Below are 14,936 nucleotides of genomic sequence, written 5' to 3' on the forward strand. Positions count from 1 at the left end.
ACTGACGTTTTTTGTCCTAATTTATATGCATATAAGTTTTTTAAAAGAAAAGAATCCATGCTTTTTTGAAAAAGTAATGCATAATAACTATTGCTATTCTCATGAAGATTGTGACCAAGCTTTGCTTAAAAGGTCCAGGTTTATACGAGACTACTTAAAAGGCTTTAATAAAGCAAGTAATATACCAAATAAATTTTATATTTCTAATTTAATTAAAAGTTCTATGTCTATATATGGGCAGATGCAAGAAGAAAAGTTAATGGGGTTTATTCGAGCTTGTATGGACAGCCCAAGTGGAGATTTAGTGGAAATAGGTTCTGCGTGGGGGCGAAGTTCATTTGCATTACTAAATTTGTCTGTTTACTACGATATCGGTACATTAATATGTATAGATTCATGGAATGAAAAAATTTCGGTTGAACAAAAGAGCGAATTAACAAGCTCCCAATTAATGCAAATGAATTGGGATAATATGTTTGACTCTTTTATTGTTAATATGTCAAATACAATTTCAAATAATTGTAACTATATAAGGGAAATATCAAATAAAGCGATAGATAAATATGAAGATAGTGTTATTTTTACTAATGAATTTGGAAGATCTAAAGTCACTAATAAAATAGCCATTTTACATATTGATGCTAATCACAATATAGAGGCCGTTTTTAATGATATTAAAATATGGTCTAAGTATTTAGTGAATAATGCGTGGGTAATTTTTGATGATTATGAGTGGGTGTATGGTGATGGCCCCAAAAATTGCTGTAGATCATATCGTGAAATTATTAAGCCTATTTATTGGGGATAAGTTTGTTCTTGGAGGATCTTTTTTATGAAGGTGATTGATGCAGATCAGTTTTATAAAAATATATCGAAATTGAATATAAAAAATATTTAAGCTTTATGAAAAGACATTTTATATATTTCATCAGAAAATTGATCGATAGTAGTGTTAGAGGTTTCTTTTAATTTATAAATATTTTCCTTTATTTTTTCTTTATAAAGTTTCTTAGTTCATGATTAGTAGCGATTTCAACACATTTTTCTATGTAGTCATTGGTGTTATATGCAATACATGCGTTTTTTATATGTTGGCAATCGAGTAGATTATATATATCTTCGACTATTTTGCTAACATAAGTGTGGCGTAGGTTAGGGTAGCTGACAACGGGTAGTAGTGCGTGAGTTGCTTCAACTGCAGTTGTCCCTGAGCCAAAAAATAAAGTATCAAGCATGACATGAGATTTTGATAATATGCCTTGTAATGAGGCTAAATTTAATTCTGGAAGGATAAAAATATGCTTTTTATATTTGTCACCTAGTTTTTCACTAAGTCTATATTCTATAGCTTTGAGCGTTGAAAAATATGGCAATGAGCCGAGAACTATAACTGAGTTTTTATCTCTATTACATATCTCTAAAAAAATATCATCCATTTCTGGATGAATTTTGAAGTGTGAGTGGTGGCACATATATATATTTCCATTTGGAAGAGAATTGCTATGCTCTATATTTATATGCGCTAAATTTATCTCTCCATAAAATATTCCATTAATATAATTTATTTTTTCAGAGTAATATTGTTGAGTCTTTTTTTCTTGGAGGGAGGTGGTGGGTTGAATGCTATATTCAATATTATTATTTCCCGATGTTACTGGGCTACCAATTCCTACAGCTTGCACAGGGGCGAGTCTCATGTATGGGAAAAAATAATTAAGTGCAGATGTGCCAGATTCAAAGTAGTATACGAAATCAAAATTGAACTTTTTTTAAATAGTGATATGCTTCAAGGATTGATGAATTATTAAAGTTATCTACCTTAATATTGATTAAATGAAAATTAAGTTCGTGGTGACTTATACTATGATATGATTGATCAACAAAAATATATATTTCTTTGTCATACTGCCAGTTTTTTATAAAATTTCCCATGTGTTTTATAAACAAAGGGTAAGCTCTATCACAAAATATTAATATTCTTCCAGAGTTTTCTTTGCTAATTTCTGTATTTTTGTAATATAAACTAGAAAACAGCTCTTTTATCGTTAGCCTATCTTTATCGTTGATGCCTGTGTAGTCAATAAAGAAGTTTGGCTTAGGTAAATATAATAATGGCTGGTTATCTTTTTTTCAGTGAATTATTTATGTTTATTTTTTCATATTCTGAATAATTTTTAGAAAATTAATTAATTTTTTATTATGATAATTATTATTCTCAGAGTTTGTTGCAACTGATGGATAGATATTATTTAGTGTAATTTTTTTTAAGTGTTTATTGTTAAGAGAAATTCGACTGTATGCTTTTTTAATAGATTCTTTATTTATATAATAGTTTGGGTGTAGCTCGATAATATTTGAATCGTAGATAATGTTATTTATATTACCTTTTGGTAATATTTTTTCTATAGTTTCATTATTACAGCCTGCACATATCATGGTATTTATTAATATTGGATACAAAGAGTTATCTTTATTTTTAATCTTATAAAAATTATTTGCTATAGATAATGCTTTATCATATTGGTTAATTTTTATCATGTAATTACAATACAGTATACTTAAGATTAAAGAATCACTATGATTAGAGATTAGCTCATCATAAATATCAGAGTAAATATCGATAGGCGCATTGACCTTGTTGTAAATTGGTAGCAAATTTAGTAAGAGAGACTTATGATTAGGATTGCTGTTACATGCATCTTTGAAATAGTAAGCACTCTTTTCTGGATATTTGCTTTTTGTTATTATAAATAGAGATAGGTTTCTTGAAAAGCTATCTATATTACTTACTTTTGAAATTAGGTTTTGGCCTCTCGTTACTTGATTAAGGTCGATATAAAGAGAAGTCATAATTTCTAATTTTTTTCATGGTTGGTTGTATCGTATATGACCTTTCTAGATAGTCTAATGCGTCATTTTTTTTGTTTGTGCTTAGATAAATAGAAAAAATATTGATTAAAACTTTGTCATTCTTAGGATCATCTTTTATATACTCAAGATAGATAGGTAATGCTCTATCAGTATTACCGTTATGCATTAACTGGTCGGCGAGTATAATATTATCATTGCTCATGTTAAGTCTTTATTGACAGGTTAATATTTAATTATCTACAATTAAATACTAGTATTGTCAAATTCATATATTTGTTTTTATGAAGTATTTTATTAACGCAGCGGAATACTATACCTCTATATTTGATTCTTTGTGGGTAGATAAGGATTTATATTTGGCTGTTTCTAGCCCTGAGGTTCAAGAAATTTTATATCGGGTAAATGAATTTGTTGAAGAAGAAAACTATAATGCTGCTCAAGAGTATATTCAAGCTAACCTAACAATAGTCACTAGTGCTAATTTAACGTCTCTTGAAGAGTCGATATACTATTATTACTACTCAGTCTGTTTATTTTTTAAAGAAAGAGTTGATGAGGCTTATGAAGCAATAGAGAAAGCAGTAACACTTCATAGTGAAATAGCATACTATTATCATAATATGGCAATAATCTGCTTTAAACAAGGGAAGTACAGCGATGTTATTTCGCTTTTAGAGCAATCCAGAAGTAGTGCTATACCCTTTTATTTATCCTCTGCTTACCTTGCGGTTATATACTCTTTTGAAAGGTTATGGTTAAAGAGTGTGGTTTGTGCCGAAGAAGCAAAGCAGCACCATATAGACTCAAAAAATCTAGTTGAATTATGTTTGATGACCTCTTCTTTTAAGTGCTCTAATCAAATTAAAAGTGATCTTGATTTTAGCTCGTTTTGCCAAGATGATCTTAATATTGAAAGTTTATATACACAATTTCCTGAAGCGCATTTTCACTCTCATACAAGAAAAGAAGGTCATGATCTTTGTGTATTTTTTGCGTGTGATTATTCTTATTTTCTATCTCATTGTGTTTATTCTATTTTGTCTATCAATGCGCAAAGGGTAAAAACGAATGTTCATGTCCATCTATTTAATGATGATGGCTTTGAGCGCAATGAATTTGATAAGCTAATAAAACGAGTTGAAGAACTAAAGTATATAACTTGTACGTATAGCTTTGAGACTATTCACTATCTTGATTACTATATGGATTGTCCTTTATATACGAGTACAATGCGATTTTGTCGTGCTTATCAGTATATGCAGGCTTATCGGCAATCCCTTATTATCGTTGATTGTGATAGTTTATTTAGAGTTCCTGTTAATGAAATAACAAGTCATATTCATCGTCCTATAGCGGTTCTTGGTGATGAGTATGCGCCAGAATGGGAGAGACTTGCAGCTGGAGTTGTTTACTTAAAGCATGGTGAAGTCGCTTTAAACTATTTGAGGCATGTGTCTTATTTTATCATGAACAATATCTTACTTGGTAAAGGGTTATGGTTTTTAGATCAAATTGCACTAAAGTTTGCGTATGAGATTACTTTGCAGGATAAACCTGGCCATTATGAACGGTTGGAGGCTAAAATGTTTTGTGATCTTGCCTATACGGAGCAGTCTTATATCTGGATGGTCACTGCCAAAAAAGATGAGCAAACAAAGTATAACCATTTTAAAAATGATCTGAAGGAAAAATATTTTTCAATTGATGAGCTACTTAGATAAATTGATAATCAGCTCCGAAAACTCTTGAGAAGATCGTTCAAATTGACCTTCCAACTTGTGTAAATTTTCTTTAATTTCATGGCTGAGTTCTTGGTTTAAGTCTTTGTTTTTAGCAATTGCAACGGCTTTGTTGATATAATCTGTTTTACTCTCTGCAATGCAATATTTTTTAAGCAAATCGCTATCTAGTAGCTGGTATATTTCTTCAACGACTTTGGTGATATGTGAGGTTTTAATATTTGGGTATGTTACTATCGGTAAGCATGAGTATATGGACTCAGAAGCTGTTGTGCCTGCGCTAAAGTAAAATGAGTCGAGCATGACATGCGATTTTCTAAGTATTGAGCATAACTCGTTGACTGATATAGTCGGCAAGGTTACAACTTGTTTAAAGATATCGTCACCGAGTGCTTCTTTGAGGCGAGTTTTCAGGGTGATTAAAGTGGCATAAAAAGGCCTTGATCCAATCAGTATTTTGGCTTCTTTGTCCTTCTTGCATATCTCCTTGATGACTTCATCCATCTCAAAATGAATCTTAAAGTGCGAGTGATGAAGCATATATAAATTTCCCTCGGGAAGGCCCTGAGGTTCTAAGTGTTCATTAATTCCTTTGGGCTGATATAATAAAATATTTTTTATATAAATTAACTTTTCTGAAAAATTTTTATTTTGTTCTTCGCTTTTCAGAAGGCTTGATGGTTGGACAATGTAATCCATTTCTTTTATGCCTGTGGTGTGAGGCATTCCTAAGCCTGTTACCTGTGTTTTAGCAAGCCTAAAATATGGGAAGAAATAATTATAATAAGTAGTGCCACATTCAAAATAGTAAATTAAATTAAATTTGTAAGATTTAATTAGTTTAATGGTTTCTAGTATGTAGGTATTTGTTGGATTAAAAGAATCAAAGCTGATGATATTGCTTTCTTTTATATGCTCATTAATATGCTGCTTTTCATAGTCGCTGCATATAATAAAAAGGTCACATTTCTCTTGTATGTCTCTTATGGCTTCTAAAAAATACTGTTTAAATAATATTATTCCTCGATCACAAAACAAAGCGATTCTTTCTTGTTGAGGGGTGATAATTTCTTTTTTTTCATCCGTGTGATAGAAAGAATAATATTCTTCTTTTAATGTCTTAATTTTGCTGTCTGCTAAGCCTAAATAATCGAAGATGAAGTCAGGTTTTTTTAAAGAAAATATTAAGTTTTTATTGTCCTTAAGTATTTGATCTAAGTCTATAGGGCTTGTCATTTGTGATTTAGTTAAACTTTGATCGCAAATATTAAATGTTTTTGATGTTAGCCAAGGCCATGTTAACACTTGGTCATCATGTAGCCTTAAAAAGAACTCTAAGGTTTCCTTTTTTATAAAGTGACTATAGCGCAGGCTGCTTAGCCCAGAGTGGCTGATAACAATATTGATATTAAGCTTGCTTTGTTGTATAAGGCTTAAAATCTTTTTTGCAACTGTTATGTCACAGCCTGCAGCGGTTGCAAAATAAATTAAACTGCAAGATGCTGCGATATCTATAGATTGTATTTTATCGACTATTTGTAAAACAATAGAATGAGCTTCTTCATAGGCATTAAATTTTAATAAGATATTAATATATAATAAATTAATGATTATTGAGCTTTTTTGATTCTCGTAGAGGATTTTATATGCGGCTAAAGTTTCCTCTGAGTACTGATAATCGCAATAAAGGGGAATAATATTATCAAGTAACCGGCTTGTATTTGGTTCATATTGACATGCTTTTAGAAAATTCTCTTGTGATTTCCTGTAATTTTCGCTCTTATATAGAGTATAAAGTGCGAAGTATTTATCAAAGCAACAAGGGAGCTTATTGAAATATTGAGCACCTCGTTCTTGGCCATTGTTTTTCTTATATAGATCGAGCAAATAGGAAATTTTACCGTTTGTTATTAAGTGATTACACGATTGTTCTAGGTAATCTAGTGCTTTTGCGGTCTGATTAGTATGTAAGTAAATAGCGCCAACTTTTCCTAGTACATCAGGGTCGTGTGGATGATCCTTGAGGTATTGTAAAAAGAGTGTGAGTGCTGTAGGGATATTATTTTTTTCAAAGCATAAGTTTGCGTGGTCCAAGAGTGATTGCGAATTTTTCTCTTGTATTTTAGGCATTAGTGATCTTCTTAAATGCAAGCTATATCTTTAGACTATTGACTGCTTAAGCCATTTTTGTCAATTTTACTGAGGGATGAGGTCTTGGATTAAAGTTATTATTGTAGGCTCCGATAACATGACAAAGGACTATGGATAGGTCCATAAGCGGCATGGAGGCCGGACAATGGGAATTTCTATTAATACTAACTTCACGGCTATTCTTGGACAGAATCGTTTAGAAGCGGTTGATATGAATATCAATCGAGTGATGCAGCGTTTAACCACAGGTAAGCGAGTGAATACCGCCGCAGATGATGCCGCAGGCTATGCGATTATTACCCGGATGACAACCCGCCTAAAAGGCTACGATACGGCAGTGAGAAACGCAAGTGATGCGGTGTCGCTAGTACAAATTGCAGGGGGGGTCAGTCGGCCAACAGGTTAATATGCTACAGCGTGTTAGAACGCTCGCATTGCAGTCTGCGAATGATACCAATAATTCGACAGATAGATCTAACTTAAACTTGGAAGTTCAAGAAATTATTGAGGAATTTGGTTTTGTCGCAGATAGAACTAAGTTTAATGGGGTGCGATTGCTCGATGGCTCCCTTGCAAACCAGATGTTTCAAATTGGTGTAGAAGTCGATGATACTTTGTCACTGACTTTTGGTAATACAAAGCCTGCAGTTATAGGGATGGCTGAATATGGCGGAGGAATCACTGGGACTGCCGTTGGTGCCGCTCAAGGGGATAATATGGGCGCGCTCAGAGCGGGTGTGCTAGGGACGGCTGGAGCTGCGGCTAATTTAGATGCTTTTGTTAATCAGATTGTCGCACAAAATATAACGATAGACGGTCATGCAGGTCCTGCAGTCACAGTTAACTATGCTGTTCCAACCGCTCCGGCGGCCTCATCTGCAAAGGATGTTGCTAAAGCGATTAATGCTGAGAAAGAAAGTACAGGGGTTCGAGTTGAGGGGCGGACACGAATGACCTTATCTAACCTTCAAAACGCAGGGCAGATCTCGTTTACACTCTATGGTGATGGAGGGACGTTGATTACACAAGGGACCTCAGGCTATGCTGTGAATGTTCAGATCAATGATACTAATGACCTAACAGCACTTGCGGCAGGCATTAATGATCTAAGCGCTTCGACGGGAATTACAGCCTCTTTAAGTGCGGACCTTGATGAGATTATTCTAGAGCATGATGAAGGCGAAAATATCGGGATTGAAAACTTTTTGAACTCTGGAACAGGAACAATTGCTGTTCAAGGGATGGATGGCGTTGCTGCAATCAATCTCACTTCTGGAGGCACAGACTCTATTGTCGCGATTGGGGCGCTACAGTTTAAATCTGATAAACAATTTAATTTGGCCTCTAGTGTGGCAGGGACGAATACCGTTGGAGGGGTGTTTGTGGGGGCCGCAGGCGATACTAAATTTTCACTATTAAGCTCTGTGGAAAGTATGAATATTCTAGATCGATTTAATGCATTATTAACTGTAGAAATTGTTGATTCGGCTTTGGATGCGCTAACAACCATCGGAGCTCAGTTAGGTGCGAAGCAAAATCGTTTGGATGTAACGATTGCAAGCATAGAAAGCCAGGAGATTAACTTAACCTCTGCGCGAGGGCGTATCGAAGACGCTGATTTTGCTGCAGAGTCTACGGATTTATCGAAATTCCAGGTGATGTTGCAAGCTGGGACGGCGATGTTGGCTCAGGCCAATCAGTTGCCGGCAACGGCGCTACAGTTATTACAATAAATAAAACCTTAAGTGCTATCTTGCATTAAAATTTTTATAAATTAATGAGTTATATGGTTAAAGGGGGGAATACTTTTTTTGAAAAACTAAAGTGTTTATCATCAATGGCCGATACAAAACCTGACATAGTGTTAGAGTTCCTGTGCCAATGATGGCCCATTGCAACCACGGATGATTGGGGGTTCCCAATAATTCGGGTAGTAATGAGGTTAACAAAATGGCACTTTCAGTTGTAACCAACTTCACCTCTTTGGTTGCGCAAAATCGCATCAATGAGACCAACATGTCTTTACAGACAACCCTTCAACGCTTAGCGACAGGTAAACGAATTAACAGTGCGGCAGATGATGCGGCAGGTTATGCAATTGCGGCGCGTCAAAGTACTGATATTATGAGCTTTGGGCAAGCGGCACGAAACGCCAATGATGGTATTTCGGTGGTACAGACGGCATCTTCTGCGATCAACACCAATATTGCTTCATTACAGCGTATGCGTGTGTTAGCGTTGCAATCTTTAAACGGTACAAATAGTTCATCTGATAGGGTGAATTTGGACTTAGAGTTCCAACAGTTAGCTTCCTCTATTACAGAAACAGCGAATAGTACTAAGTTTAATGGTCAGTCATTACTCGATGGTTCATTCGCAGGTAAAAATTTCCAAGTGGGAGTAACGACTTCAGAAACGATTTCGATGTCGTTTGCAGATTCTCGTGCTACGGCGATTGGTGACTATAAAACAACCGCAGTCAATGCTGGTGCTGCTGTATTTGACTTTGAAATGGCATCAACAGGCTTAGGTATTGCTGTTTTAAGTACGGCGCAAGATGTTGATAATGCCATTCTTGCTTCTTCAGATCTAACAATCGTAGGTCATTTGGGCACTAAGTCTTTAGCAGATGCGGATTTTGGTGCGGCAGCGACTTCGTTTGGCTTGGCTACAGCAACGACTACCTCAGCCGGTATGTCTGCTGCGGTGATTGCAAAAGCTGTGAATGATAGCACAGGCGATCATGGAGTTACTGCATCAGCAGAAACTAAGGCGACATTAAGCGCGTTAACAGCGGCAGGCGATGTGACTTTTAGTTTGGGATCAGGCACAGGAAGTGTGGCAGCGGATTATAATTTCACGACAATCACTGCGACCATCGCTGATACTAGTGATTTGAGCGCATTGGCCCAAGCGATTAATGATACGACAGGAACGCATGGTGTGGTTGCTGAGCTGAGCTCGACAGACAAAGGGTCTATGACTCTAATCAGCAGCAGTGGTCAAAATATTTCGCTAGATACCTTTGACTCTAGTGCGGCAGGAACCATGACGCTAACTGAGCAAGATGGTACAGCCGGATTAGTGCTTCAAGATGCTGGCGGTAATGATAGCTTTATTGCTACAGGTATCGTTGAGTATCATTCTTCTAAAGCATTTACGTTAACATCGGCTGTTGCTGATATTGGTACGACAACAGCGGATGCTGCTGGTTTTAAATCAGTCGATGCTTCGGACATTAAGACTACCGCAGCTGCAAAATCAGCGATATTTGCCCTTGATGAAGCATTGAATAGATTGACGGATTCACAGGCGAATAATGGTGCGATAGAAAATAGGCTAGGTGTAGTGATTAGTAACCTTGAGAGTCAACAACTGAATACGACAAACTCTCGAGGACGGATTGAGGATGCGGACTTTGCCTCTGAGACCGCACAACTGTCTAAACTGCAGATCCTCTCTCAAGTAGGTACAGCAATGTTGGCGCAAGCGAATCAGATACCTGCTGCCGTACTATCGCTCATATAGCCAAGAGGAATGATAAGTAGAACGTTTGTAAACTGAGGTTCAAGGGGGCGATGCTCCCTTAACCTTATTGTAGAAAGCAAGGAGGTATGGTCATGAAACTTGAACATACATCCATACAGACTCACAATGCAGATGCTCAGACAAAGGTGAGTATCAACGAAGCAGAGCGCCTAACCCGGTTAGACCAAGAGCTTAAAGAGCAAACGGTTGTTCAGGACGTTGATAAAGCTGAGCCTTCTTCTGACATTCAGTCTAAAGAGCGCCTTGAGCAAGCCATTGTTGACATCAATCAATTTATTAAGCCTATTCACGGGCAAAAGATTAGCTTCGAGTTGCGAGAAGATGTGGACGAAACGGTTGCGTTTGTACAGGATAAGCAAACGGGTGAGGTCATACGTCAAATTCCTTCAGAAGAAGTACTTAAAATTCATTCGCAAATTAAAGCATTACAAGAACAAGGGGATGAAAGTGCATTATCATTGTTGTCGAATTTTCGTGTCTAATTTAGATAAAGGGGGTGGCACGAAGTTTGCGTGATATGAACTGTTTAGAGTTAGAGGAGTATTGATATGGGGCTTTCAGTATCCGGTGTGGGTTCTGGCCTTGATATACAGAACTTGATTAGCCAACTTGTTGAAGCTGAGGCTGCTCCTCGTGAATTTTTATTGGCCAAGCGCAAGAATGAAGTCGACACTGAGATTTCAGCATTGGGCGAATTGAAAAGTACAGCTTCTGGTCTCGCTTCTGCAACCGCAGCACTTAAAGATTCGACAAACTTTGTAACTTATAATGCAATTTCTGCAGATAAGACGATCTTCACAACAACGGCGTCTACTGGAGCGGTTGCTGCTAGTTATGAGGTTGAGGTAACTGCCCTTGCAACAGCAGTGAGTAAAAAATCAAGTAATGCGTTTGACTCAGCATTAGATCTACAAAGTTCAGGAACGGCAACATTGACCGTGCAGCTTGGCACTGCTAGTTTTAATGTGGCTATTGATTCGTCAGAGAGTACATTGAGTGAGATTCGTGATGCGATTAACAATGCGTCAGATAATGTCGGCGTAACAGCAACTGTAATTAATGGTGCATCTGGCTCTGATTTGGTGCTTACCTCAAATAGTACAGGCGCTAAAACACTAACAATCAGTGAAACAGGTGGCACCGCGAACTTTACTGCTTTTGTAAATAGCATAGAGGCTGATGCAACAACACCAGGAGTGGATGCATCTATTAATGTAGATGGCATCACAGCAACCAGTAGTACAAATACTTTCTCTAGTGTCATCGATAATGTAACGATTACAGCCGTTAAAACAAATGCAGGAAGCACAGAAAAACTAACGGTATCAACAAGTAATAGTGGCATTAACACGGTGCTTAATGATTTTGTTAAGCAATATAATACGCTCAATAAAAAGATTAAGGATTTAACCTTTTATAATGCAGACACCAGGGAGTCGGGCGCTTTGTTTGGTGATGGTACTGTACGCAGTTTGACGGGAAATTTAATGCGTAATATTTTTAATGATATCTCGGTGAATACGAAAGTTACAAATATTACTCAGTTAGGCATTAGCATGGATAGTGCTGGAGATCTGACATTTGATTCGTCTAAACTGGATACTGAGTTGGCAAGCAATTCAGCTGAGGTCATTAGCTTTCTAACGGATAAGAACAATGGTTTTGGACAGCGCATCGATGGTGCAATTAATTCATATACGAGCGCAACGGGGACATTTCAATCTCAATTGGATGGTTTAGATGATAATCTTAAGAGAATTGATACAGAAGCTGCTCAGCTTGCCGCCTATATCACCGGTTACCAGCAAAGAATCACCAAGGAATTTACCGCTCTTGATACGTTATTAGGACAGTTATCAAATACGAGCGCATCGCTTGAACAGAGCTTAAAGAATTTACCTGGATTTGTAAAACAATCTTCCTCGAGTAAATAACAGTTAAAAAGGGTTGATTTGGAGAAACTAAATGAATAGAGGAATTCAAGAGTATAAAAGCACCGTCTCTCGATCTGAGGTTGATGCTAATCCTTATCGTATTGTTCAACTTTTGATGGAAGGTGTCTTGTCACGAGTTTTAGAAGCGAAGCATGCGATTGAAAATAATCAAATTGAAAAAAAGTGTGAATTGATTCAAGCGACTTTAAAAATTGTTAATGCGCTTAGAATGAGTTTAGACATGGAACAAGGGGCTGAATTAAGCAAAAGCCTAGATAACTTATATGAATATATGTCTATACAGCTGACTCGAGCAAATATGGAAAATGATACCGCTTATTTGGATAATGTTTTTAAATCAATGTCAGAAATTAAAAGTGGTTGGGATTCGATTGAAGATGATGCACTAAAGTTTTTGAGGGATCAAAGCATATCAGAATCTAAAGAGGAGAATTCATAAGATAATGTCTATAAAGGAAGATTTAGAAGCGCTTAGGGAAATCATGGAAAGCATGTTATTAAAAGCAGAAGAGGGTGAATGGGATTCTCTAGTGACTATGGATGTTAATCGGTCAAAATATATTAATAAAATAGCGTCTTACTCAAATATTGGGACAGGAAACTTTAAAAAAGAAATTGAATTATTAATAGAATTAGATAAAAAGATAATAAAGATTTGTCTAAATCGTAAAGAAGATATCACAAAAAATTTATGTAATGCCAATAAAGCAATGAAAGGCATGAATGAATATTTAAAAAATACTTGAAGTATAATATATGGACTCTATTACAAAGAAGTTGAAAAGTAAGTGTATGAAAAAGGCATACTCTTCATACCATAATGCGGATATAGAGCGTGCAATTTTCTATTCAAAAAAAAGAAATAAAAAAACAAAAGGTATGGATGAAAAGCCTTGGCTTCTATTGGGACAGATTTACTTTGACAATAAACAATATGAAGAGTCAATCTCATTTTTTGAAAGTGGTTACAAAATAAATAAAAATCCAGATATTTGTTTTGATTTAGCTGTTTGCTATTATTTTTGCGGTAAATATATAGCATCAGCAAAATTCATGATAGACAATATATGTAATCAAAGAAATAAAAATAAGCTGTCTAAAAGTAAACAGGTACTATTCAAGATAATTGAAGATGCTGCTTCGAATGATAAAGCGCTTTACTCAGAATTTTACTTCTTGTTTAGGGATGCATGGCATAAGAGCAAAAATATAAATATATATGCAATATATATTTATATGATTTCTATCATTCCTTACAATCTAATTGTTAGTATTGATGATATTCATGCTGATCTGGATTTGCTTTTGAAGGAGGATTTTGGCGGTTTGGATCAGGTTCAAGCGGCTGTGCATGGGTTAGTAGTAAGAAATGATGATTTTATCAAGTATACAAGCCAGGATAAAAATATAGATATTAACCTAGTTAAAGCTATTTTTAAAGAGAATCTTTTAAATCATTATTTGGATAAATTTTTAATTACAAGTAGAGTTATTGAGGTTTTTCTAATTAAATGCAGGAAGTCGATAGTTAGAGCGATAAGTAGCAAAGAAAGTAATATCTTTGAGCTGATGAATATTATCTGCTTGATCTCAAAGCAGGCATGGCAAAGTGAATATATTTACTATTATTCAGAAGGTGAGATTGAATTATTAAATAGTATTTTAGAACTTAATAGAGAGAAACCATATTATCTCTTATCCTTAATGTATTTTCAACCTGATGTTAAAACCGTAGATTTAATTAGGAGCCTGTTTGTAGAAGACAATGTGGTCGATAGATTATTAGAAACAATAAATATTGATAATTTAATTAAAAAAGAGAAAATAAGAGAAATAGTTAAAATTAACAATGATAGTGAAAAAGTTAAGGAAATGTATGAAGAAAATCCATATCCTCGCTGGACTTATTTTAATTTTATAGATCAAAATATTCAAGTTGAAACAATTTTGCATAAATATTGTAGGCCTAGTAATTATTCTTTTCTAAAAAATAAAGAGCAGCCTAGGGTGTTGATTGCAGGAGGTGGAACCGGTTTTCAGCCAATTACTTTAGCCAATAGCTTGGATTATAGTGAGTTTATCGTGATCGATATTTGTCAAAAATCATTGCAGTATGCGCAATATATGGCTGGAAAATCAGGCATTGAGAACATTGATTTTTACCTTGCTGATATTTTAAATATAGAAAAAGAAAAGATAGGATTATTTGATTACATTGAATGTAGTGGAGTCTTGCATCATTTAAAAGAGCCTTTAGCAGGATGGAAGAAACTAACTAATGTTTTAAATAAAAATGGAGTTATGAAGATAGGGTTGTATAGTTGCTTAGGGCGAAGAAAATTGAATGAGTTTAAAACTCAGCATGAATATGAAACTTCTCAATATAGAGTTAAAGATTTATATAGTATTAGGAATGAGATTTTATCTAATCCTCAATCAGATTGTAGTTTCTTTTTTAATTGGAAAGATTTTTTTAGTGCAAGTTGTTTTAGAGATTTAGTGTCCCATGTGCAAGAATCTCAATATACGATTATTAGAATAAAAGAAGAACTAGATTACCTGGGAATGGAGTTTTTAGGGTTTCAAATACTAAAGCCTACATATAATTTATTTATGTCTGAATTTAAGTATGAAAAATATCTATTTGATTTAGAGTGTTGGGATAAATTTG

At 35.2% G+C, this 14,936-nt stretch carries 13 protein-coding genes; 10 read left to right on the forward strand and 3 right to left on the reverse strand.

Features of this window, described 5'->3' with window-relative positions; genetic code table 11:
- Positions 1–808 (forward strand): class I SAM-dependent methyltransferase (locus tag BGC07_RS13630; protein ID WP_158006949.1); only part of this gene is annotated, 808 nt, incomplete at its 5' end.
- A gap of 178 nt (positions 809–986) precedes the next feature.
- Here the strand turns inward: BGC07_RS13630 and BGC07_RS13635 are convergent.
- Both BGC07_RS13635 and BGC07_RS13645 read right to left on the reverse strand, forming a co-directional pair.
- A complete protein-coding gene (locus BGC07_RS13635) occupies positions 987–1,682 on the reverse strand; it encodes a tetratricopeptide repeat protein (protein WP_139121703.1) in 696 nt (231 codons plus the stop codon).
- Between the two features lie 466 nt (positions 1,683–2,148).
- Positions 2,149–2,850: a hypothetical protein gene (locus tag BGC07_RS13645; protein WP_069313548.1), complete on the reverse strand. Its 702-nt coding sequence runs from the start codon at positions 2,848–2,850 to the stop codon at positions 2,149–2,151.
- 302 nt (positions 2,851–3,152) lie between these two features.
- Between BGC07_RS13645 and BGC07_RS13655 the strand changes: the two genes are divergently transcribed.
- The gene (locus BGC07_RS13655; RefSeq protein ID WP_139121704.1) at positions 3,153–4,592 is read left to right on the forward strand and encodes a tetratricopeptide repeat protein; all 1,440 of its coding nucleotides are present in this window, start codon (positions 3,153–3,155) and stop codon (positions 4,590–4,592) included.
- Here the strand turns inward: BGC07_RS13655 and BGC07_RS13660 are convergent.
- Positions 4,581–6,740 (reverse strand): tetratricopeptide repeat protein, encoded by a 2,160-nt coding sequence (locus BGC07_RS13660; protein ID WP_069313551.1) that lies wholly within the window; start codon positions 6,738–6,740, stop codon positions 4,581–4,583. The two genes, BGC07_RS13655 and BGC07_RS13660, sit on opposite strands and share 12 nt — an antisense overlap.
- Positions 6,741–6,906: 166 nt before the next feature.
- Here BGC07_RS13660 and BGC07_RS23440 point away from each other — a divergent pair, with 166 nt between their 5' ends.
- From BGC07_RS23440 to BGC07_RS13695, 8 genes are all read left to right on the forward strand, one after another.
- Positions 6,907–7,167 (forward strand): flagellin N-terminal helical domain-containing protein, encoded by a 261-nt coding sequence (locus tag BGC07_RS23440; protein ID WP_268801675.1) that lies wholly within the window; start codon positions 6,907–6,909, stop codon positions 7,165–7,167.
- Position 7,168: 1 nt separating this feature from the next.
- Positions 7,169–8,494, forward strand: coding sequence for a flagellin (locus BGC07_RS23445; protein WP_268801676.1), 1,326 nt, complete (start codon positions 7,169–7,171; stop codon positions 8,492–8,494).
- A gap of 217 nt (positions 8,495–8,711) precedes the next feature.
- Entirely contained in the window at positions 8,712–10,289 is a 1,578-nt protein-coding gene (locus tag BGC07_RS13670; RefSeq protein ID WP_069313552.1) for a flagellin N-terminal helical domain-containing protein, read from the forward strand.
- A gap of 92 nt (positions 10,290–10,381) precedes the next feature.
- Positions 10,382–10,792, forward strand: a complete 411-nt coding sequence (locus tag BGC07_RS13675) for a flagellar protein FlaG (RefSeq protein WP_077216915.1) — start codon at positions 10,382–10,384, stop codon at positions 10,790–10,792.
- A gap of 66 nt (positions 10,793–10,858) precedes the next feature.
- A complete protein-coding gene (gene fliD / locus BGC07_RS13680; protein WP_069313554.1) occupies positions 10,859–12,244 on the forward strand; it encodes a flagellar filament capping protein FliD in 1,386 nt (461 codons plus the stop codon).
- Between the two features lie 31 nt (positions 12,245–12,275).
- Positions 12,276–12,704: a flagellar export chaperone FliS gene (gene fliS / locus BGC07_RS13685; protein WP_069313555.1), complete on the forward strand. Its 429-nt coding sequence runs from the start codon at positions 12,276–12,278 to the stop codon at positions 12,702–12,704.
- 4 nt (positions 12,705–12,708) lie between these two features.
- On the forward strand, positions 12,709–13,011 hold the full coding sequence (locus tag BGC07_RS13690; RefSeq protein WP_069313556.1) for a flagellar protein FliT: 303 nt from the start codon (positions 12,709–12,711) through the stop codon (positions 13,009–13,011).
- Positions 13,012–13,057: 46 nt separating this feature from the next.
- Positions 13,058–14,936: class I SAM-dependent methyltransferase (locus tag BGC07_RS13695; RefSeq protein ID WP_069313557.1), on the forward strand; the 1,879-nt coding region annotated here is incomplete at its 3' end.

Source organism: Piscirickettsia litoralis (assembly GCF_001720395.1).
Lineage (GTDB): Bacteria > Pseudomonadota > Gammaproteobacteria > Piscirickettsiales > Piscirickettsiaceae > Piscirickettsia > Piscirickettsia litoralis.

What these genes read in the sequence shown, in the direction of transcription:
- BGC07_RS13645 (WP_069313548.1), bottom strand. Translation starts at nt 2,850, where the DNA reads ATGACTTCTCTTTATATCGACCTTAATCAAGTAACGAGAGGCCAAAAC.
- BGC07_RS13655 (WP_139121704.1), top strand. Translation starts at nt 3,153, where the DNA reads ATGAAGTATTTTATTAACGCAGCGGAATACTATACCTCTATATTTGAT.
- BGC07_RS13660 (WP_069313551.1), bottom strand. Translation starts at nt 6,740, where the DNA reads ATGCCTAAAATACAAGAGAAAAATTCGCAATCACTCTTGGACCACGCA.
- BGC07_RS23440 (WP_268801675.1), top strand. Translation starts at nt 6,907, where the DNA reads ATGGGAATTTCTATTAATACTAACTTCACGGCTATTCTTGGACAGAAT.
- BGC07_RS23445 (WP_268801676.1), top strand. Translation starts at nt 7,169, where the DNA reads ATGCTACAGCGTGTTAGAACGCTCGCATTGCAGTCTGCGAATGATACC.
- BGC07_RS13670 (WP_069313552.1), top strand. Translation starts at nt 8,712, where the DNA reads ATGGCACTTTCAGTTGTAACCAACTTCACCTCTTTGGTTGCGCAAAAT.
- BGC07_RS13675 (WP_077216915.1), top strand. Translation starts at nt 10,382, where the DNA reads ATGAAACTTGAACATACATCCATACAGACTCACAATGCAGATGCTCAG.
- fliD (WP_069313554.1), top strand. Translation starts at nt 10,859, where the DNA reads ATGGGGCTTTCAGTATCCGGTGTGGGTTCTGGCCTTGATATACAGAAC.
- fliS (WP_069313555.1), top strand. Translation starts at nt 12,276, where the DNA reads ATGAATAGAGGAATTCAAGAGTATAAAAGCACCGTCTCTCGATCTGAG.
- BGC07_RS13690 (WP_069313556.1), top strand. Translation starts at nt 12,709, where the DNA reads ATGTCTATAAAGGAAGATTTAGAAGCGCTTAGGGAAATCATGGAAAGC.